This is a genomic window from Thermoanaerobaculum aquaticum (assembly GCF_000687145.1).
GTDB classification, from domain to species: Bacteria; Acidobacteriota; Thermoanaerobaculia; order Thermoanaerobaculales; family Thermoanaerobaculaceae; genus Thermoanaerobaculum; species Thermoanaerobaculum aquaticum.
On the sequence record NZ_JMFG01000006.1, the window covers coordinates 17,320 to 37,096 of the forward strand.

General features: G+C 62.3%; 16 protein-coding genes. 11 read left to right on the forward strand and 5 right to left on the reverse strand.

Annotation, left to right across the window (positions count from 1 at the left end):
• Window positions 1-260 precede the first annotated feature (260 nt).
• Window positions 261-1,202: a malate dehydrogenase gene (mdh, locus tag EG19_RS02375; protein WP_038047071.1), complete on the reverse strand. Its 942-nt coding sequence runs from the start codon at window positions 1,200-1,202 to the stop codon at window positions 261-263.
• 476 nt (window positions 1,203-1,678) lie between these two features.
• On the opposite strand from mdh, the gene EG19_RS02380 reads away from it, so the two are divergent.
• Genes EG19_RS02380 through truB form a run of 7 tightly spaced genes read left to right on the forward strand, consistent with a single transcriptional unit; the run spans window position 1,679 to window position 8,945 of the window.
• On the forward strand, window positions 1,679-2,182 hold the full coding sequence (locus tag EG19_RS02380) for a ribosome maturation factor RimP (RefSeq protein WP_053334782.1): 504 nt from the start codon (window positions 1,679-1,681) through the stop codon (window positions 2,180-2,182).
• Complete coding sequence (gene nusA, locus EG19_RS02385) at window positions 2,179-3,621, forward strand: transcription termination factor NusA (protein ID WP_038047074.1); 1,443 nt, start codon at window positions 2,179-2,181, stop codon at window positions 3,619-3,621. The genes EG19_RS02380 and nusA overlap by 4 nt, the downstream gene beginning before the upstream one ends.
• A 3-nt stretch (window positions 3,622-3,624) precedes the next feature.
• Window positions 3,625-6,348, forward strand: a complete 2,724-nt coding sequence (infB, locus tag EG19_RS02390) for a translation initiation factor IF-2 (RefSeq protein WP_038047077.1) — start codon at window positions 3,625-3,627, stop codon at window positions 6,346-6,348.
• A 10-nt stretch (window positions 6,349-6,358) separates the two neighbouring features.
• A complete protein-coding gene (locus tag EG19_RS12225; RefSeq protein ID WP_053334783.1) occupies window positions 6,359-6,670 on the forward strand; it encodes a DUF503 domain-containing protein in 312 nt (103 codons plus the stop codon).
• A 10-nt stretch (window positions 6,671-6,680) separates the two neighbouring features.
• Window positions 6,681-7,052, forward strand: coding sequence for a 30S ribosome-binding factor RbfA (rbfA, locus tag EG19_RS02400; protein ID WP_038047080.1), 372 nt, complete (start codon window positions 6,681-6,683; stop codon window positions 7,050-7,052).
• On the forward strand, window positions 7,045-8,028 hold the full coding sequence (locus EG19_RS02405) for a DHH family phosphoesterase (RefSeq protein WP_053334784.1): 984 nt from the start codon (window positions 7,045-7,047) through the stop codon (window positions 8,026-8,028). Before rbfA ends, EG19_RS02405 begins: the two co-directional genes overlap by 8 nt.
• Entirely contained in the window at window positions 8,025-8,945 is a 921-nt protein-coding gene (gene truB, locus EG19_RS02410; RefSeq protein WP_053334785.1) for a tRNA pseudouridine(55) synthase TruB, read from the forward strand. The genes EG19_RS02405 and truB overlap by 4 nt, the downstream gene beginning before the upstream one ends.
• A gap of 71 nt (window positions 8,946-9,016) precedes the next feature.
• On the opposite strand, the gene EG19_RS12230 is transcribed toward truB, so the two are convergent.
• The 3 genes from EG19_RS12230 to EG19_RS02425 all read right to left on the reverse strand — a co-directional run bounded on the left by EG19_RS12230 (window position 9,017) and on the right by EG19_RS02425 (window position 11,444).
• Entirely contained in the window at window positions 9,017-9,775 is a 759-nt protein-coding gene (locus EG19_RS12230; RefSeq protein ID WP_053334786.1) for a phosphatase PAP2 family protein, read from the reverse strand.
• 170 nt (window positions 9,776-9,945) lie between these two features.
• A complete protein-coding gene (locus EG19_RS02420; protein ID WP_038047084.1) occupies window positions 9,946-10,491 on the reverse strand; it encodes a BglII/BstYI family type II restriction endonuclease in 546 nt (181 codons plus the stop codon).
• Window positions 10,488-11,444: a DNA-methyltransferase gene (locus EG19_RS02425; RefSeq protein WP_038047087.1), complete on the reverse strand. Its 957-nt coding sequence runs from the start codon at window positions 11,442-11,444 to the stop codon at window positions 10,488-10,490. The genes EG19_RS02420 and EG19_RS02425 overlap by 4 nt, the downstream gene beginning before the upstream one ends.
• Window positions 11,445-11,656: 212 nt before the next feature.
• On the opposite strand from EG19_RS02425, the gene EG19_RS02430 reads away from it, so the two are divergent.
• From EG19_RS02430 to EG19_RS02445, 4 genes are all read left to right on the forward strand, one after another.
• On the forward strand, window positions 11,657-11,911 hold the full coding sequence (locus EG19_RS02430) for a TonB-dependent receptor (protein ID WP_152543860.1): 255 nt from the start codon (window positions 11,657-11,659) through the stop codon (window positions 11,909-11,911).
• 62 nt (window positions 11,912-11,973) lie between these two features.
• Complete coding sequence (gene rpsO, locus EG19_RS02435; RefSeq protein WP_038047093.1) at window positions 11,974-12,249, forward strand: 30S ribosomal protein S15; 276 nt, start codon at window positions 11,974-11,976, stop codon at window positions 12,247-12,249.
• 34 nt (window positions 12,250-12,283) lie between these two features.
• Window positions 12,284-14,461 (forward strand): polyribonucleotide nucleotidyltransferase, encoded by a 2,178-nt coding sequence (gene pnp, locus EG19_RS02440; RefSeq protein WP_081799852.1) that lies wholly within the window; start codon window positions 12,284-12,286, stop codon window positions 14,459-14,461.
• Window positions 14,462-14,558: 97 nt separating this feature from the next.
• The gene (locus EG19_RS02445; RefSeq protein WP_038047094.1) at window positions 14,559-16,616 is read left to right on the forward strand and encodes a S46 family peptidase; all 2,058 of its coding nucleotides are present in this window, start codon (window positions 14,559-14,561) and stop codon (window positions 16,614-16,616) included.
• Window positions 16,617-16,689: 73 nt separating this feature from the next.
• Here the strand turns inward: EG19_RS02445 and EG19_RS02450 are convergent, their stop codons facing one another.
• The gene (locus EG19_RS02450; protein WP_038047096.1) at window positions 16,690-19,638 is read right to left on the reverse strand and encodes a tetratricopeptide repeat protein; all 2,949 of its coding nucleotides are present in this window, start codon (window positions 19,636-19,638) and stop codon (window positions 16,690-16,692) included.
• Window positions 19,639-19,777 lie beyond the last annotated feature (139 nt).

The following is a 19,777-nucleotide window of genomic DNA, read 5'->3' on the forward strand; positions in this document are numbered from 1 at the left end:
CGCGGAGCGGCGGCCCCACATTTTTCGCGGCGGCCCCACAGGAGCGCGCGTCCAGCTTTGCTGGCGCGCATGGGGGCGCCGGGGGCCAAGCACGGCCACGGAGGGGTGGGGGAGCGTGGCCGTGCCCCCCGCGTCAGATAGCCGGCAGCCCCACATTGATCACGAAATGTGGGACCCGCGCTCCGTCGCGGGTCTTTTTTCTGTTTGCCGCCGCGGAGCGGCGGCGCCGCAGACAGCCCGGCTATGTTTGACGGTGCTCCCTACACGCCAAAATCTGCCGGCAGCTTGTTCATTTGGTTCTTCACGTCAGCTGCGCTCTTGTGCAGCAGGGCCAGCTCCTCCTGGGTGAGCTTGAGCTCGAACACCCCTTCCATACCGGAAGCGCCCAGCTTGCAGGGAACGCCAACCCACACGTCCTTAAGCCCGAACTCGCCCTGGAGGTACACCGAGCAGGGGAGGATCTTCTTGCGGTCCCTGACGATGGAATCCACCATCTCCCACACGCCAGCGGCCGGCGCGTAGTAGGCGGAGCCGGTCTTGAGCAGCTTGACGATCTCGCCACCACCTTGGGCGGTGCGCTGAACGATGGCGTCAATTTTCTCCTTGGGCAGAAGCTCCGGCAGCGGCACGCCGGAAACCGTGGTGTAACGAGGCAAGGGCACCATGGAATCGCCGTGGCCGCCCAAGACGATGGCAAACACGCTTTCGGTGGAAACGCCCATTTCCATGGCAATGAACGCCCGCATACGGGCGGTGTCCAGGATGCCGGCCATGCCGATCACCCGCTCCCGGGGGAACCCCGTTACCCGGCGCGCCACCTCGCACATCACGTCCAAGGGGTTTGTAACCATAATGACAATGGCATCCCGGGAGGTCTTGGCCACCCGGGACATGCACTCCGCCACGATCTTGGCGTTGGCATCCTGGAGATCGTCGCGGCTCATGCCGGGTTTCCGGGCTAGTCCAGCGGTCATCACCACGATATCCGAGCCCTCGGTGGGACCGTAGTCGTTGGTACCCACCAGAATGGAGTCGTGGTGCACCACCGGGGCGGCTTGGTAGAGGTCGAGGGCTTTGCCCTGAGGCATCCCCTCCACCACGTCTACCAGCACCACATCCCCCAAACCGCTTTCCGCCAACCGCATGGCGGTGGTGGATCCCACGTTGCCCGCACCAATCACTGTGATCTTGGGTTTCTTCATGGCCTTGCCTCCCTTCGGGTCGTCTCCGCTTGACCCAGCTTTTACAATAGCACCGCGTGAGAATAATCACAAGAGCAAAGCGGCCTGTGGGAGGTAGCCGTCCTTGCACCACCCGGCTGCGCCACAAAATTTGGTTTCGGCGCTGCACGTGGCGCGGAGGGGCCGTTGTGGAACCCGTGCCCCGTGGCGGGTTTTGGAAGGAGTGCCATGGGCCTCCGCTCCCCCGGCGGCCCCACATTTCCCACCACGGAACGCGGAGCGGCAGCCGGCCTTGCCGCGTGAAGCAATAAGCGACTTGGTGCCTGGCTGCCCCGCGTCCCGAGACCCACGGCCCGCATAGAAAACCCGGGAGTGCAACCCGGGCGCCACCCGCCCCTTGATTTTCCTGGGCAAAGGGGGGATACTTTCGACGGCTGCTTTCGCGAGAAAGTGGGACGTGTGTCCCACTTTTTTTTCGAGGTGGCCGAGGTGATGGGGTGAAGAGGTTACCCGAGGAGCTGACGACTAAGCTCGAGGCCCTGGTGGCCAGCGAGGGCATGGAGCTGTTGGCGGTGGAGTTTGCCGGAACAGCCAAAAAGCCCATCCTCCGCTTGGTCATTGACCGCGAAGGCGGGGTGAGCCTCGATGACTGCGCGCTGGTTTCCGAGCAAGCCAGCGTGCTTCTGGATGTCTATGATCCGTTCCCCGGCGCCTACACCCTGGAGGTTTCCTCTCCGGGGATGGAGCGCAAGTTTTACCGCCGGGAGGACTACCTGCGGTTTGTGGGGCAAGCGGTGCGGGTGCGCATGGCCCCCACCTGGAGCGGGGCCAAGGTCATCGAGGGGTACCTGGAGGGTCTGGAGGCAGGGATGGTGCGGGTGCGGGACCCGCAGGACGTGGTGCATCTTTTGCCGGAACGTGAGATATTTGAAACGCGCTTGGCGCCCTTTGCCGAAGAAAGTTGGCGCGCCAAGCCCAAGGGTCGAGGGAAGAAGCCATGAAGCTTGCACAACTGAAAGGTCTTATTCACCAGGCAGCCGCCGAAAGGGAAATTACCCCTGAGCGCATGGTGCAGGCGCTCGAGGACGCCATTGCCCAGGCGGCGAGAAAGCACTTTAAGGAAAAGGGGGTTCAGGCCAAGGTGGACCTGGAAACCGGAGAGATCTCCTGCCTGCGCGTGCGGCAGGTGGTGGCCACCCCGGAAGAGGTCAAAAACCCCACCGAAGCCATCACCCTGGAGGAAGCGCAAAAGCTCGATCCCAACGTGAAAGTTGGTGACACCCTGGTGCTCGGAGAATTGGACGCCGAACAGCTCGGCCGCATTGCCGCCCAGGCTGCCCGGCAGATGCTCTTCCAGCGGGTGCGGGAAGCGGAAAGGGACAACATTCACCGCGAGTACTCGCAAAAGATCGGGGAAATGGTCAACGGAATCGTCAAGCGCATCGAGCGGGGCGATGTCATCGTGGATTTGGGGCGCACCGAGGGGATCCTCCCCAAGCGCGAGCAGATCCGCTCCGAACGCTTCAACCAGGGGGAAAGGGTGCGGGCGGTGATCGTGGAGGTCACCAAGGACGCCAACAAACCGCAGGTGGTGCTTTCCCGCACCTCGCCCATGCTTTTGGTGCGGCTTCTGGAAATGGAGGTGCCGGAAATCTTCGATGGCACCGTGGTGATCAAGGGCTGCGTCCGGGCTCCGGGCGAGCGGGCGAAGGTGGCGGTGACCTCCCGGGACCGGGAGGTGGACCCCATCGGCGCCTGCGTGGGCATGCGGGGTACCCGCGTGCAGGCCATCATGCGCGAGCTCAAAGGGGAAAAGGTGGACATCATCCCCTGGTCCCCAGACCTGGTGACCTTCGTGCAGGCCGCCTTGGCCCCGGCCAAGGTCAACCGGGTGCGGGTGGACGAGGAAGTGATTGAAGAGCCGTTGCGGGACGCCGAAGGCAAGGTTGCCGTGGACGAGGAAGGCAAGCCCATCACCATCACGAAACGCCGTCCCGTCATGGAAGTGGTGGTGTCCTCCGAGCAGTACTCCATGGCCATCGGTAAGAACGGGCAAAACGTCAAGCTGGCGGACAAGCTCACCGGCTGCAAGATCATCATCAAGACCGAAAAGGAAGTGAAGGACGAGATTTCTTCGGCGCTGGCCGCCCTTTTGCGGGAAGTGGAGGGGGAGCTGGCGGAGGAAATGAGCGAAAAAGAGGAAGCCCCGACGGCCGTGGAGTACGACCTGGTGATCCCGCTGGAAGACGTCCCGGGGATTTCCGAGCGCATGCGCGAGAGGCTTACCGAGCACGGGATTTCTCACGCTCAAGCTTTGGCCAACACGCCAGCGGAAAAGCTCATGGAAATCCCGGGGATTGGTCCGCACTCGGCAGCCAAGCTCATCGAGGCGGCCAAGCAGGCTCTCGAAGCCCAGGTAGCTTCCCGAAGTGAGGAGTAAGGCATGGTTCAGGTCTTTCGCGTCGGCGATGTGGCCCGCCAAATGGGCGTGGAGGTACCGGAGCTCATCTTCAAGCTCCGGGCCATTGGCGTGGAGGTATCCAGTGCTGAGGACAGCTTAGACCTGGAGACGGTGCGCGCCATTATCCGCGGCGAAACCTTAAGCCGCCGCCCCAAAGAGGTCATTATTCGCCAGGAGACCACCACCCCGGCTCCCGCGGAACCGGCGCCCAAGGCCGTGCTCCGCAAGCCAAAGAAGGGCGTGCGTCGCCACGTTCTGGAGGAGGACCTCCCGGACGAGGTCCCCAGCTTGGACGGCCTGGGGGTGCCGGCCTCCCAACCGCGGCCCGTACCGCCTCCGCCACCGCCTCCGGAAACGGCACCGACGGCTGCTGCCGAGGAGGCCACCGAGGCGGCCAAAGCTGAAGCAGGAGCTGCAGCCCCGGCGGCCCCTCAAGAAGCCGTAGCCAAGGAGACACCCGAAGAGCTCGCACCCAGGCCGGCACCCGAAGAGGCCCCGGTTCGGGAGGCCGCAGCCGAAGTGAGCGCCGCCAAGCCCGCGGAAGAGGCACGGGCAGCGGCTCCGGCGCCCAAGCAAGCACCCGCTCCTGCGGCGGAGGCTAAGCCCGCCAAGCGGACGGCCAAAACCCCGCTGGAGGGCAAGCTGCGGGAGCTTTCCGAAGAGGAAATCAAGCAGCGCCTTCTGGCGCAAAAGCAAGCGCAAAAGGCGGCAGCTACAGCAAAACCGGGGAAAAAGGGCAAGGCCTCGGCCGATGCCGCGCTCATCCGCGAGCTTTTGGAGACCTTCGAGCAGCAAAAGGTTCGCCCCACCACCGAAGTGAAAGCGCCCACCCCCGGGCCCGTGGTTCCCGTGGCCGCAGGAAAGCCAAAGGCTGCCAAGCCATCCAAGAAGCGGGAAGCCCCGGTGGAGCCGGTGGAAGTGACCCTGGAGTTTAGGGATGGCAAGAAACCCGAAGGTCCCGTGTACCTCTCCGAGGCGGTCACCGTGCGGGAGCTGGCCGAAAAGCTCAACGTGCTGGTGAAGGACCTCATGAAGTTCTTGCTTTCCAAGAAGATCCTGGTCACCGCCAACCAAACCCTGCCCCGCGATCTGGCCGAGCAAATCTGCGAGTGGCTGGGGGTGGAAGCCATGGTGGTTTCCTTCGAGGAGGAAATTGACCTCACCCTGGAGGAAACCGGCAAGCTGGGCCGCGGCGAGCCTCGCCCGCCGGTGGTTACGGTCATGGGCCACGTGGACCATGGCAAGACCTCGCTTCTGGACGCCATTCGCAAGACGCAGGTGGCGGCCCGGGAAGCCGGTGGCATCACCCAGCACATCGGCGCTTCGCGGGTGGTGCACCAGGGTAAGGCCATCGTCTTCATTGACACCCCTGGCCACGAAGCCTTTACCGCCATGCGCGCCCGGGGGGCCAAGGTCACCGACATCGTGGTGCTGGTGGTGGCTGCCGACGACGGCGTCATGCCGCAAACGGTGGAGGCCATCAACCACGCCCGCGCCGCCAAAGTGCCCATCGTTGTGGCCATCAACAAGATTGACAAACCCAACGCCAACCCCGATCGGGTCAAGCGCGAGTTGGCCGAGCACGGAGTGCTGGTGGAGGGCTGGGGCGGCGATGTGCCGGTGGTGGAGGTTTCGGCCCTGAAAAAGCAAGGTATCTCCGACCTTCTGGAGGTCATCCTGCTGGTGGCCGAAATGAACGACCTGCGGGCGCCCAAGGAAGGGCCGGCCCGCGGCACCATCCTGGAAGCCCGCAAGGAAAAGGGTCGGGGCGTGGTGGCCACGGTTCTGGTGCAGCAGGGCACCCTGCGCCCCGGCGATTGCTTTTTTGCCGGCGCCACCTGGGGACGGGTGCGCAACATGGTGGACGCCAACGGCAAGCCGGTGAAGGAAGCCGGGCCTTCGGATCCGGTGGAGGTCATGGGCTTCGAGGACCTCCCCGAAGCCGGTGACATCTTCCAGGTGGTGGAAAACGAAGCGAAAGCTCGGGAAGTGGCCACCTTGCGGCAGGAGCGGGCCCGGGAAGAGCAAATGGCGGCCAAGCGGGTTTCCCTGGAAGGGCTTTTGGACCACATTGCCAGCAAGGACGTCAAGGAGCTCAACGTGGTGCTGAAGGCCGACGTCCAGGGCTCAGTGGAGGTGCTGCGGGATACGCTCACCAAGCTCTCCACCTCAGAAGTGGCGGTGAACGTGCTCCACGCTTCGGTGGGTGCCATCACCGAAAACGACATCCACCTGGCTTCCGCCTCCGACGCCATCGTCATCGGCTTCAACGTGCGGCCCGAGCGCACCGCCCGGGAGCTGGCCGAGCGGCACCGGGTGGAAATCCGCACCTACAACGTGATTTACCAGCTCACCGAGGACATCCAGAAGGCCATGACGGGTCTTCTGAAGCCGGTGTACGAGGAAAAGGAGCTGGGCCGCGCCGAGGTGCGGCAGATCTTCCACATTCCCAAGGTGGGCACGGTGGCGGGGTGCATGGTAACCGACGGGATCATCCCGCGTTCGGCCAAGGTACGGCTGGTGCGGGACAGCGTGGTGGTGTGGGAAGGCAGCCTCGGCAGCCTCAAGCGCTTTAAAGACGACGTGAGCGAGGTGAAGGCTGGCTTTGAGTGCGGCCTGACCCTGGCGGGCTACCAGGACATCAAGCAGGGTGACGTCATCGAGGCTTACCAGCTGGTGGAGGTAGCCCGCACCCTGGAAAGCTAGGGAGGCGCCGGTGCCGGGTGAGCTGTCGCCTCTTTTTGTGGCGGTAGCGGAAGTGGAGCTCCACTTCCCGGGGGCTCGCTCGCTCAAGGACAAGCGGCAGGACCTGCGGTCGCTCTCAGACCGCCTCCGCCATCGCTTGCCGGTTTTGGTGGTGGAAGCCGACTTTCAGGACCTGCACCAGCGGGCCGGTTTGGCCATTTCCGCCTTGGCCACCGGTGAAGCGCAAGCCCGGGGTACCGTCAACCGCGCCCTGGAGGTGGTGCACCAGCTCTTCCCGGGGGTGGTGTTGGCGGAACGGGTAAGCGTGGTTCAGCTGCGTTAGGAGGCAAGCTATGCGTGACCCAAGGCTGCGAAAAGCACGCCTGGAAGAAACCATCCGCGAGGTTTTGTCCTCGCTTTTGCTGCGGGAGGCCAAGGACCCGCGGCTTTCCGGGGTTGTCATTTCCGCGGTGGAGCTTTCCGGGGATCTGCGGCAGGCCAAAGCGTACTTTTCGGTTTTTGGCGACGCCGAGCGGGAACGGCAAGCGGCGGAGGGGCTGGAGCAGGCCAAAGGCTTCCTGCGCGCCGAGCTGCGCCGCCACCTCAAGGCGGAAACCATCCCCGAGCTCGTCTTCCTCAGGGACAAAGGCTACGAGCACGCCGATCGCGTCTTCCAAATCCTGGACCAGCTCAAGAAGGAACACCCCGAGGGGAACGATGAGTAACACCGCGGGAAAAGCTTTGGAGGTGGCGCAGGCGCTTTCTTCCGCGCGCTTCGTGCTCATCACCAGCCACCGCAGCCCCGACGGTGACGCTTTGGGTTCGGAGCTGGCGCTCTGGGAAATGTGCGGGCTTTTGGGTCGGCAAGCGGTGGTGGTCAACCGCGACCCGCACCCTGCCAGCCTGGCGTTCTTGCCTAACCTCGCAAAGGCCCAGGTCACCGAACGCGTTCCTGCCGAGCTCTTGGACCAGGTGGATCTGGTGGTGTTTTTGGAATGCCCCGGCCCCGAGCGCCCGGGCTTTCCGGAGCTTTTGCCAAAGCCTTTGGTCAACGTGGACCACCACCTGGACAACCCCCTTTACGGCACCGTCAACTTCGTGGACCCCGAAGCCCCGGCGGTGGGGGAAATGCTTCTGGCGGTAGCCGACGCCGCCGGCGTTGCCCTCACCCCCACCATGGCCACCTGCCTTTACACGGCTTTGGTCACCGACACCGGCGACTTTCGCTACTCCAACGCCACCCCCAGGGCCTTTGCGGCGGCCCAGCGGCTGGTGGAAGCCGGGGCGCAACCCGCCGCCATTGCCGAAGCCCTCAACGACCACGTCCCCGCCCGGGTCATCCGCCTGCAAGCCCTGGTGCTGGGGACCCTGGAGCTGCAGGCAGACGGGCGGGTGGCGGTCATCACCTGCACCGCAGACATGCTCAAGACCGCCGGTGCCTTCCCCGAAGACACCGAGGACATGATCAACATCGTCAGGGCCATTGACGGCGTCAAGGTGGCGGTGTTCTTCAAAGCCTTTGCCCCCGATACCGTGCGGGTTTCTCTGCGTTCCAAAGGGCCCATCAACGTTCAGAAGCTGGCCGCTGCCTTTGGCGGCGGTGGGCACGAAAACGCCTCCGGTTTAACCTTTCACGGCGACCTCCCCCAGGCCCGGGCAGCGATCCTGCCGGGTATTTTGCAACTATTGGAGAAAGCATGAGCGGAAAAGCTGGTTTGCTGTTGGTGGACAAGCCGGCGGGTCCCACCTCCCACGATGTGGTGCAGGTTGCCCGTCGCGGGCTCAAGGAAAAGCGCATCGGTCACACCGGGACCCTGGACCCCGCAGCCACCGGGCTTTTGGTGCTGTGCGTGGGCAAGGCCACGCGCCTGCAAGGCTACCTCTTGGCCTGGGAAAAGGCTTACCAAGGGGAAATCCGCTTGGGCTTTGCCACCACCACTTACGACGCTGAAGGCGAGCCCCTGGCCGAACCCAAGCCCGTCCCCGAACTGACCCCTGAGCTTTTGGCCGAGCTTACCCGCCGCTTTTCCGGCGAGCAGGCGCAGCTTCCCCCACCCTTTTCCGCCAAGAAGAAGGACGGCAAAAAGTTCTACGAGCTGGCGCGGGAAGGGCAAGAGGTACCGCGGGAACCCAAGCTGGTCACCATCTTTGAGCTGACCCTGGAACCCGCGGGACAAGACCGCTTGCGCTTTTCCGTGGTGTGCTCTTCGGGCACCTACGTGCGCTCCCTGGCCCACGACATCGGCGAGGTCTTGGGGTGCGGTGGGCACCTGGCCACCCTTCGCCGGGTGCGGGTGGGGCCGTGGAGTGTGGAGCAGGCGGTGGCCGCCGAGGAGCTGGCCAAAAGGCCACCGGAGATTCCCGAGGGCGCCTTTATCGAGCTGGACAACATTGCCCTCCCCTTCCCCACGGTTACCCTCAACCCGGTGGCCGTTCAGCACTTCAGCCGCGGCCAGGAGGTGGTGGTGCGCGACGTGGTGGGGGATTTCGTGCCGGGAAAGATGGTGGCGGTCCGCGACCGGGCCGGCAAGCTGGTGGGCATTGGTCAAACGGCCCTTTACCTACCCCGCGCCCGCAGCCTCACCATTGCCCCCCGCACCGTGCTGGCCGAAGGCTGAGCTGGCAAAGACCAGCGAGATCTCCCTGCACCTGGCGCGGCTTTGGCTTTTTTTCAATTTGGGAAGCTGGACTAGGGCAGCACGACCCGCACAAACACCGCTCTGGGACCCGCCATCACCGCCACCGGCAGCTTGTTCGCCCCCACCGCTGAGGCTCCCAGCCGCGAACCCAACCACCAGCCGATGCCGGCGCCGGCCACCACATCGGCGAAAAAGTGCTGGCGTTCCTTAACCCGGGATAATGCCACCCCCGAGGCCAGCACCGGGAAAACCCAGCGGGCTTTGAACTCGGGGTAGCTCCCCCACAGCACCCCGGCCCAGGCAAAAGCGTGGGCTGCATGGGCCGAGGGGAACGAGCTCCCGCCCCGGCCAAAATCGCCGGCGTGGGCTTGCCAGGGTCGGGCTCTGCCGGTGAGGTTTTGCAAACCCGCCACCAGCCAACTGGCCAGCAGGTTGGCCTCCACAAAGGCCACCCCCCGGCTTGCCACCTTTTTCTCACCCGTTGCCAAGCCCACCGCCAAAAACGACGCCCCCAGCGCGTTCCCCACCCCAAACCGCCCCAAAGGCTCCAGAGAGCTCAACCCTCCCGGGGCACTGTCGGCAAAATCCCGAGAGGGCCTGCGGTCCAGGCGCGTCAAAACCCAAACCCCCGCCACCCCCGCCAGCAGCCTGGGTGCTTCCTGGCGCCTGGGCACAAATGCAGCAAGGTCTCGCTCCAGCCTCGCCTTTACCGCTGCCACCACCGACGGCCTGGCCGCTTCCTGCCCCGCCGCCGGCGCCACCAGCCCCGCCGCCACGACCACAAGAGCCACCGAGCGCCACCCGCACATTTGAGCCGGATTGTAATCCCGAACTCACTTGCAGCGCATACGACCAGCAGAGTAGCTAGGCCCTCGGCACCTTGGAAGTGTTGGGAACTATGGGTCTTCCCAGAGTACCAACTGGTGATACCTTTTCGTGTTGACCCACAGTGTTTGGACGACCCGCCATCGCCGAAGAACTAGTCAGCATCAATGAGAATCACTTTTACCGGAACAGCAGGGAAATGCCGCTTTAAGCGTTCAATATCGTAGACCAGCTGTTCTCCGTAGGACACGCCAGTGGACATTTGCTTATGGAGCGCATGGGAAGGAACAATCTCAACCCCAACATCAGCCTTATTCTCGTTGAAGAAGTACTGAAACTTGGCCATATCGTAAAACATGAAGGCGTACTTACCCAGTTGGACTTCAATTAGAACTTTGCCCTTTACGAAGTCAATTTGCTTAAAACCACCAGGAATACTTACATTGCAATTGGGAATAGTGATTGTGTAAGTGTCCCGAAGCTCAGTATAACCTTTCGCCCGGAATGCTTCGCGGAACTGCTGGTTCATATCCTTCGGGGAGAAGAAGGCTTTTCCATGGCTAGCACGTTCCCGACTGACCTTGGTTCTCCTTGCTTTCACCATGGAAATGACTTCATTAATCTCAGCCTCCCACTCTGGGTACCGCACGTGCAAAATTTCAGCTCCCCCGAGGTGCGAGTACTCGTAAACTATTCTCATTCTTCTCGCTCCTGCAGAACATCAACCCCACCCTGATCAAACAACTGGGGCTGAACTACAGGCGGACCTAAACGGACTATTTGTGGTGGGACATTGAGGTTCGGCATACCAGGGTCAAAGACCGACCTTGTCATGGGTCTGATCCGCAACGCACCCTTTTCTGCAAGGCGGATCCGATCTCGGGCGATGGTCACGTACTCTTCCATAATTTCCGCGCCTATGGTCTTCCGGTGGTGCATGAGCGCCGCAATGGCTGTGGTACCTACCCCAACGAAGGGGTCAAGAACCCAGTCGCCTTCATCGGTCATTGCGAGAACCAGGCGCTCAATTAATTCCACCGGGAATTGGCAAGGATGAATGGTCTTCTCCACGTGATTAGCCTTAACATTTGGGATCTCCCACACATCACTAGGGTTCTTACCAAGGGGATTACCGGATAGCTGTCCTTTTTTTGGGCCTTTGAAGTACTTTTTCTGCGGATACTTCTGCGGCACACGAACCGCATCAAGGTTAAAGGTGTAATCGTCGCCTTTGGTGAACCACAGGATAACTTCATAGCGACCAGAAAACCTCCGGGAGGCATGCAAGCCATGACCAAAATGCCACACGATGCGGTTTCGAAGACGCAAACCCAGTGACTTAAAGATGGGATATAACACGATATCAAGAGGAATAATCTCCCCATTGTCGACATAATTCCCCACCTGCCAACAAATGCTGCCCCGATCATCCAGAACCCGCACACATTCCTCGATCACTCGTCGCTGCTGGGCCAAGTATTCGCCCATATCCAGGCGGCTCTCATAGGGCTTCCCCAGGTTGTAGGGCGGCGAGGTAACCACAAGCTTCACAAATTTTTCCGGGATCGTGGGCAGCAACTTAAGGCAGTCACCCTGGTAGAGGACCAAATCCGCCGCTGGGTCGAACTTCGAAGCTACTTTAATTTTCGACATCCTTCCTCCAGGTAATAACCCGGACGCCTGAAGTCCTCCCCCTGCCTCACGAAAGCTTGGTCAGACTTCCGACCCTTCCTTCCGTTCCGCCTCATCTGTTCTCATCAATACGAGTTTCGCCCCGCACCCATCACCTGTCAACTCACGACTCATGATAGCCTACGGCGGAAGCAGTACCTGCTTCCCGCTCGGCGTACGCCCTCACCCATCCGGTGTGGGAAGCCTCGGTCACTGCTCCGTGGAAGCGCGGGCGGCTTCTCGTCTCGCCGCTTTTGACCTACCGCAAAGCTCAGCAGCGGGGTGGCTTTCTTTTGCTGGACCTGCAAGCCCGCTGGCCGCTGACCACCAGCTGGGACCTCTCGCTTTCGGTGTGGAACGCCTTCCACCGTCGCTACCAGGAAATCCCCGGGGTTCCCCAGCCCGGACGTTGGCTTGCCATCGCCCTTGAGTGGCGGGGCTTGCCGTGATAGAGTAAGGTGCTTTGTGGGGGTAGCCCCGCAGGAAGAGGTATGGAAAGAAGGAGTCGAGAATGACGGAAAGGGAATACGCCCAAGCGAAAGAGCAGATCATCGCCGAGTTTCGGCGTCACGAGCACGATACCGGCTCGCCCGAGGTGCAGGTGGCGTTGCTCACCAAGCGCATCGAGTACCTCACCGAGCATTTCAAGGTGCACGTCAAGGACCACCACTCCCGACGGGGCCTTTTGATGCTGGTGGGGCAACGTCGTAGGCTCCTGGAGTACTTGAAGCGCAAGGACATCAACCGCTACCGCGCCCTCATTGAGCGCCTCGGACTGCGCCGCTGAGGGACCGGCATCCACGGCTTTTAAAAGGAGCACCATGGAAGTCATTGAAAGCGTCACATTAGAAGGAAGATCCCTGCAACTGGAAGTGGGGAAAGTTGCCAAGCAGGCCGATGGGGCCTGCTTGGTTCGTTACGGGGAAACGGTGGTGCTGGTCACCGCCTGTTTTGCCAAGGAGCCGCGGGTGGGGGTAGATTTCTTGCCGCTCACCGTGGACTACCGGGAGTACACCTACGCCGGTGGCCGCATCCCGGGCGGCTGGTTCAAGCGCGAAGGACGCCCCACCGAAAAGGAAATCCTTACCGCGCGTTTGATTGACCGCCCCCTGCGTCCCCTCTTTCCTGAGGGCTACCGCCAGGAAACGCAAATCATTGGCACCGTGCTTTCCGCGGACGGCGCCAACGATCCCGATGTTTTGGCCATCAACGCGGCCTCTGCCGCCCTCATGGTTTCCGACTGCCCCTTTAACACCCCCGTGGGTGCGGTGCGGGTGGGCCTGGTGGATGGCAGCTTCGTCATCAACCCCACCCACGACCAGCGGGCGCGGGCGCAGCTGGAGATCGTGGTGGCCGGCACCGAGGAAGCGGTGGTGATGGTGGAAGCCGGGGCGCAAGGGGTCCCGGAATCGGTCATTCTCGACGCCATTGACCTGGCCCATCACCACATTCGCGAGCTCATCAAAGCGCAACGGGCATTGGCGGAAAAGGTGGGCAAACCCAAACCCACCTGGGTGCCACCGGCCGACCCCTGGCCTGCCGAGTTCGAAGAAAACATCCGCAAGCAGTTTGCCGCTCCTTTGGATGAGGCGTTGCGGGTGAAGGGCAAGCTCAACCAGAAGAAAGCCATTGAAGCGGTGGAAGACCAAGCTCTGGCCAGCTTGCCCGAGGAAGAGCAGGCGGAAAAGGGCCCGTGGGTGTTGGCCATCATCCACCGCATGGTGAAAGACCAGTTCCGGCACGCGGTTTTGGAAAAGGGCGAGCGTCTGGACGGCCGGGCATTTGACCAAATGCGAAAGGTCACGTGCGAGGTGGGGCTTTTGCCGCGCACCCATGGCTCGGCGCTTTTCACCCGCGGTGAAACCCAGGCGCTGGTCACCTGCACGCTGGGCACCTCCGAAGACGTGCAAATCATCGAAGCGCTGGAAGGGGAAACCCAGCAGCGCTTCATGCTCCACTACAACTTCCCGCCGTTTTCGGTGGGCGAGGTGAAGCCCATGCGGGGACCCTCCCGGCGGGAAATTGGCCACGGCAACCTGGCACGGCGAGCCCTGGCACCGGTGATCCCCTCCCAGGACCTCTTCCCCTACACCCTGCGGGTGGTTTCCGACATTCTGGAGTCCAACGGCTCTTCCTCCATGGCCACGGTGTGCGGGGGAACCCTGGCGCTGATGGACGCTGGTGTCCCCATTGCTCAGGCGGTGGCCGGCATTGCCATGGGTCTGGTTTCCGATGGGCAAAAGCACGCGGTGCTCACCGACATTGCCGGGCAGGAGGACCACTACGGGGACATGGACTTCAAGGTGGCCGGCACCCGGGAAGGCGTTACCGCCTTGCAAATGGACATCAAGGTTTCCGGGTTGACCCGGGATGTTCTGGAAAAGGCCTTGGAGCAGGCCAAGAAGGCGCGGCTGGAGCTTTTGGACATCATGACCGCCACCATTGCGGCTCCCCGGCCGGACATTTCGCCCTACGCCCCCCGCATCATCAACGTGTACATTGACCCCGACAAGATCCGCGACGTCATCGGACCCGGCGGCAAGACCATCCGCGCCATTTGCGAGCAAACCGGAGCCCGCATCACCATTGAGGACGACGGGCGCGTGGAGATTGCTTCCCCCGACCTGGAAGCGGCCCACAAGGCCAGGCAAATCATTGAAAACCTCACCCGTCAGGTGCAAGTTGGGGAAATCTTTGAGGGCACCGTCAAGCGCATTGAACCCTATGGTGCTTTCATTGAGATCCTCCCCAACCAGGACGGGCTCTTGCACATTTCGGAAATTGCCCACGAGCGCATCCGCGAGGTCACCGATGTTCTCAAGCTGGGGGACAAGGTGACGGTGAAGGTCATCGGCATTGACGCCCAGGACCGCATCAAGCTGTCCCGCAAGGCACTGCTCACCCCGCCCCCTTCCACCCCCAGCGGCGAAGGCCAGCGGGAAGAACGGCGCGGTGGGGGCCATCGTGGCAGCGGCGGTCGCCCCCCCAGGCGACACTAGGGACCTTGGCTCTACGCCCGGGACACAGAAAACTTGCAGGCTCACGGCAACGTAAGCTACCCATGGTCGCCGGAGGAAACCGGCGCAAGGAGGGAACATGAAACGCTTTTTTGCTGCACTCATGGCCTGCGGTCTGGCGAGCTTGGCCGCAGCGGAAGAAGGCATGTGGACCTTTGACAACCCCCCGGTGAAGCAGCTCCAGCAAAAGTACAACTTCACCCCCACCCAGGAATGGCTGGATCATTTGCGGCTTTCCTCGGTGCGCTTCAACGACGGCGGGAGCGGCTCCTTCGTTTCCGCCACCGGCCTGGTGCTCACCAACCACCACGTGGCCCTGGGGCAACTGCAGAAGGTTTCCTCGCCGCAAAAGGACTACGTGGCCGATGGCTTCCTGGCCCGTACGCCGGAGGAAGAGCTCAAATGCCCCGACCTGGAGCTCAACGTGCTGGTGTCCATGGAAAACGTTACCGATCGGGTGCTGGCCGCCGTCAAACCCGGCATGAGCGAAAAGCAAGCCAACGACGCCCGCAAAGCCGCCATTGCCGCCATTGAAAAGGAAAGCATGGAGAAAACCGGCCTGCGCTCGGACGTGGTCACCCTTTACCACGGCGGCGAGTACTGGCTTTACCGCTACAAGAAGTACACCGACGTGCGCTTGGTGTTTGCCCCCGAGCAGCAAATCGCCTTTTACGGTGGCGACCCCGACAACTTCACCTACCCCCGCTACGACCTGGACATGGCCCTGTTCCGCGTGTACGAGGACGGCAAGCCTGTCAAGCCCCAGCACTACCTCAAGTGGAACCCGGAAGGCGCCAAGGATGGGGAGTTGGTGTTTGTTTCCGGGCATCCCGGCTCCACCAACCGGCTTTACACCCTGGCACAGCTGGAAACCCTCCGCGACCTCAGCTACCCCATGCGCCTGGAGGGCATCGAGCGGCGCCTGGGGGTGGCCCGGGCTTACGCCGCCCGCGGCAAGGAGCAGGCACGGCAAGCGGCAGGCCTGATTTTCGGTCTGGAAAACTCGAAAAAGGCCCTTTCCGGCGAGTACAAGGGCTTGAAGGACCCGCAGCTCATGCAAATCAAGGCCCGGGAGGAAAAAGAGCTGCGGGATAAGGTAGCCGCCAACCCCGAATGGCAAAAGGCCTACGGGGATGCCTGGCAGGCCATCGAAAAGGCGCAGGCCAGCTTCCGGGAGCGGGCCAAGGAGTACAGCTACCGGAGGCTTTCCGGTTACCGTCTGCCCGGCGTTGCGCTTTCCATCGTGCAGCTGGTGGCGGAAGTGAAAAAGCCCGACGGGGAAAGGCTGGATGGCTTCCACGAAAGCCAGCTCCCCTCCCTGAAATTCCGCCTCTTCTCCCCGGCTCCCATTTACCCCGAGTTTGAAGAGGTTTTGCTCGCCGATGGCCTGCGGGAAGCCCTGGAGAAGCTGGGGCCCGAAGACCCGTTTGTGAAGGCTGCCCTGGCAGGCAAAACCCCTGAGCAGGTAGCCCATGAGGCCATTGCCGGCACCAAGCTTGCCGACCCCGACTTCCGCAAGCAGCTGGTGGAGGGCGGTGAAGAAGCGGTGGCGGAAAGCCAAGATCCCCTCATCGCCCTGGCCCGCCGGGTGGACCCCATCTTGCGCCAGGAGCGCAAGTGGTACGAAGACACCATCGAGTCGGTGGTGCGCACCGCCGGCGAAAAGATTGGCAAGGCCCGCTTTGCCATTTACGGCAAGGACACCTACCCCGACGCCACCTTTACCCTGCGGCTCACCTACGGCACGGTCACCGGCTACCCCTACAACGGCACCATCGCGCCGTCAAAAACCACCTTCTACGGCCTCTACGACCGCGCCGCTTCCTTCGATTACAAGCCCCCCTTCCACCTGCCCCAGCGCTGGCTTGACCGCAAAGACGCCTTGAACCTGGCCACCCCCTTAAACTTCGTTTCCACCTGCGACATCATTGGCGGCAACTCCGGCTCACCGGTGGTCAACCGCCAAGGGGAAATCGTGGGCCTCATCTTTGACGGCAACATCGAGTCCCTGGTGGGGAGGTTTGTCTTTGACATCACCGCCAACCGCGCAGTGGCGGTGCACACCGCCGGCATGACCGAAGCCCTGAAGAAGGTTTACGACGCCGAGTTCCTGGTGAAGGAACTCCTAGGTCAGTAAAGCAGCTTAGGCCCGGAAAGACGAACGCCCCGGCCCCGCCGGGGCGTTTTTTTAAGTCGAGCCAAAAGTGGCTTTACAAAGCGTCCTCCAGGATGATCCACCGCGTGCCTCTATGCTTGCAAGCCTCGGCTACCGGGAGGTCCCAGCTCCACCACGCGTAAAGCCGGCTGTAGGCCCAACGGTACTGGTAGGAAACAAAGGGCAGCCGTTCCACCGCCACCCGGTACCAGCGGGCGGCTTCGCTACAGCGGCCCTCCGCTTGCGCCTTCAAGCCCAAGTAATAAGCAAGCTCGCCGCCATCTCGCCGGGAAAACCTGGTGGAAAGCAGCATCTCCTCCTCCTTGGGTGTGGCCACACCCAGCAAATACCGCACTAAAGCGCCGTTGGGGTCGGAACTGGGCTTGCTAAACTCGCTCAGCAGCAGCTCCCGGTTTTTCCTGCCCGGATCAAACCCCAGGGCCAGCGCCGCGGCCCGCTGGATCCAAACCCGCTCCGCCCCGTCCCCCTGCGGCTGGGGCGGCAGCAAATCCCAAAGCACCTCGTAGCTTTCCGAATCCCAGCACTCGTAGGAAACCCGGTTCCAGGGTTCAACCTTGAGCCGCTCCTGCAACCACTCCAAGGCGGCGCGCTTTCCCTTCAGCTGCCGCAGGTAGCGGTACGCTTCGAAAAGCAGATCCGGCCGCCCGGGAGGCCATATCGCCTTTTCTGCCACCACAAAGGCGAGCTCCACATCTCCCAACCTTGCGGACTCGTGGGCAAGGGTGATGAGCTTTTCCCCTTCCACCTTGCGCCCAAAGGCCTTCATGGCCTCGATGGCTTGCTGGCTTTTGCCGTGAAAACGGCGCACGAACACCGGTCCCAGGTCGAATCGCCAGCGCTCCGCGCTCAGGGTATTCCGGTGGCGGGCAAAAGCCTCGGCCGCAGCGGCGTAGTTGCCCAAGGCCCAATGGACGTCCATAAGCGCAACCAGGGAATACTCTGAAAACGGATAGCGCTCATAAGCCTTCTGCGCCCACTCCAGGGCTTCTTGCTTTCGCCCGTTAGCCAAAAGCGCGCGAACGTAGACGAAAAGCACGTTCTCCTGGTACGAAGGCACCACTTCTTCCACTGTGGTCAGGGCCTCCCGGTTTTTCCCCATTTTCAACAGCACCTGCGCCAGGTGGGCTCGGGCTACCGCGTATTCCAGGCCGCCTTGGGACAAGCCCTGGCAAAGGTCCTCCAAAATCCGCACGGCTTTTTCCGGATGGCCTCGGGCTACAAACACCCGCGCCATTTCTTCTGCCAGGTTCCATGGATCCGGAATGGCGTCCCGCAGCTTTTCGTAAGCCTCCTCCAAAGCGGGAAGCGGTTGATCCGGAAGCCGCCCCAGGTACCGCAAAGCCATGTGACGCACCAGGGGTGGGCTTTGCGGGTCGTTGACCCACTGCCAGAGCAAGTTCTGCTCCCCAGCAACGGCCTTGTGGTACACGACTGCAAGGGGAAAAAGCAGGCGGGAGCTGCGGTAAAGCTCCTCTGTAACTTTCTCTGCTAACTCCAGATCCAGAAGCGTGTTGCGGGCCAAGACTATCAGACTTTGACGATGGTCGGGGCGGCTATCCAACGACAAAAAGGCCACCCGCGCCGCCGCCAGGCGCTCGGGAACCCCATAGGCCATGGCCCGCTCCAGCTTCCAGAAAAGGTCCATCCTGGCCTGGCCTCCCGGCGCCCCGGGGGTTGCCAGCACCCGCAGCAGGGTTTGCTGATCGCCCTCACCCAAGAAGCTCCCCACCACCGCAGCGGCCCACTTTTCCAGTGCCCTCCCCCAGGGGCTTTTGGCATTTCCCAGAGCTGTACGCAGCTGCCTTGCGGCGTTCACCTCGGCGTACTGACGCACAGCGTAATCCACCAGGATCTCCACACCCGAGGCAAACAGGCTCCGGGCAAAGCTCTGGTGCCACGAGCGGGGAAACAGAGCATTCTCAGGCCAGGAGCGGGACGCCAGAGCCTTCTCAAAGGCGCCAAGGAGCTGAGCTTCCGGTAACCCCTCCCTGGCTTGAGGCTTTCTTCCTTTTGCCCAGGCCATGGCTGCAGAAAGCGCCTGCCGCCCCGCCTCCTGGGCCACCGGCATTTCGTGCCTTTGGCCCACCGCCCGCAGCCACACTAAAGACCAGGGGTCAACCTGCTTTGTGCGCTGGGCCATGTCGTAGGCTTTGGAGAAAAGCAGGCTCTCGCTCAAACTTTCGGCCGCAAAAAGCACCGTTAATGGGTCCGAGGAGCGAGCCGCAAGAGCTTGCAGTTTGTCGCTTTCGTGGTTTACGAACAAAACCAGAGGATGCTCCGGCCCCAGCTTGCCTAAAAGCTCATCCCCCGGCCAGTAACCCAGACGAAAGGCCAGCACCGCCGTTTCTTGCGGCAGCTCCTGGCCGAAGACCTCGGCCAGAGCCACCAGGGCCAAAGCGTGGGCCGAAACTTCATCCCCGGTTTCCAGCAAATCCAAATGATGGGCCGCCAAAACCGTCGCCAGTTGAGCAGCATCGGCAAGCGTTTTTGCCGATGGCCCTTGCTGCCACCGGTTGGCAAGCTCCTTGGCTTGTTCCAAAAAATTCAGGGAGGGCTTCAAAGCCTCTTTTTTGCCGTTGTCGTCCTTCAGCTTCGGGGCAAGTTTCGGCTGCAACTGCTGCGCCCACGAACGCAACAGCTGCCAGTAATCCTCAAACACCGGCCAGGCGGGCAGGCTCCCTACGGGCGTTTCCCCGTAGCGAATGGCCCAACCGTTGTCCTGCCACACCGCCGTTGTGTCCGCTTTCGAATCCCCCAGAGCGAGCCGCGCCATTTCAGTGACGGCAAGCAGAAACCGCCGGTCCGGCGGCAGCTGGAACGCCCGCTCTAGGTAGTCCCGCACCTCCGCAAGCGTGGCTTGATCAGGCAGTTCCTCCCCGGCCCGCTTGACCTCCCGAGGGACCGGCTCCTCTGTTGGTCCCTGATAGCCACAACCCGAAAGCAGCACCAGCAAAACCGCAAGCCCCGCTATTGGTCGCCGCATAACCCCTCCCACGGCTCACAAGGCCTCGAGTTTTCTGAAAAAAGTGTAAAGCCTCTGCGGTTGTCCGCAAGCCCTCGCTGCCAACCGATTCTTAGGCGGAGGTACTAGTGTTTCGGCAGGAAAAGCCCGCTAATGCTTT

Bases quoted from the DNA above. Each gene is read 5' to 3' on its own strand.
- mdh (WP_038047071.1), bottom strand. From the start codon at position 1,202: ATGAAGAAACCCAAGATCACAGTGATTGGTGCGGGCAACGTGGGATCC.
- nusA (WP_038047074.1), top strand. From the start codon at position 2,179: ATGAAGCTTGCACAACTGAAAGGTCTTATTCACCAGGCAGCCGCCGAA.
- infB (WP_038047077.1), top strand. From the start codon at position 3,625: ATGGTTCAGGTCTTTCGCGTCGGCGATGTGGCCCGCCAAATGGGCGTG.
- rbfA (WP_038047080.1), top strand. From the start codon at position 6,681: ATGCGTGACCCAAGGCTGCGAAAAGCACGCCTGGAAGAAACCATCCGC.
- EG19_RS02405 (WP_053334784.1), top strand. From the start codon at position 7,045: ATGAGTAACACCGCGGGAAAAGCTTTGGAGGTGGCGCAGGCGCTTTCT.
- truB (WP_053334785.1), top strand. From the start codon at position 8,025: ATGAGCGGAAAAGCTGGTTTGCTGTTGGTGGACAAGCCGGCGGGTCCC.
- EG19_RS12230 (WP_053334786.1), bottom strand. From the start codon at position 9,775: ATGTGCGGGTGGCGCTCGGTGGCTCTTGTGGTCGTGGCGGCGGGGCTG.
- EG19_RS02420 (WP_038047084.1), bottom strand. From the start codon at position 10,491: ATGAGAATAGTTTACGAGTACTCGCACCTCGGGGGAGCTGAAATTTTG.
- EG19_RS02425 (WP_038047087.1), bottom strand. From the start codon at position 11,444: ATGTCGAAAATTAAAGTAGCTTCGAAGTTCGACCCAGCGGCGGATTTG.
- rpsO (WP_038047093.1), top strand. From the start codon at position 11,974: ATGACGGAAAGGGAATACGCCCAAGCGAAAGAGCAGATCATCGCCGAG.
- pnp (WP_081799852.1), top strand. From the start codon at position 12,284: ATGGAAGTCATTGAAAGCGTCACATTAGAAGGAAGATCCCTGCAACTG.
- EG19_RS02445 (WP_038047094.1), top strand. From the start codon at position 14,559: ATGAAACGCTTTTTTGCTGCACTCATGGCCTGCGGTCTGGCGAGCTTG.
- EG19_RS02450 (WP_038047096.1), bottom strand. From the start codon at position 19,638: ATGCGGCGACCAATAGCGGGGCTTGCGGTTTTGCTGGTGCTGCTTTCG.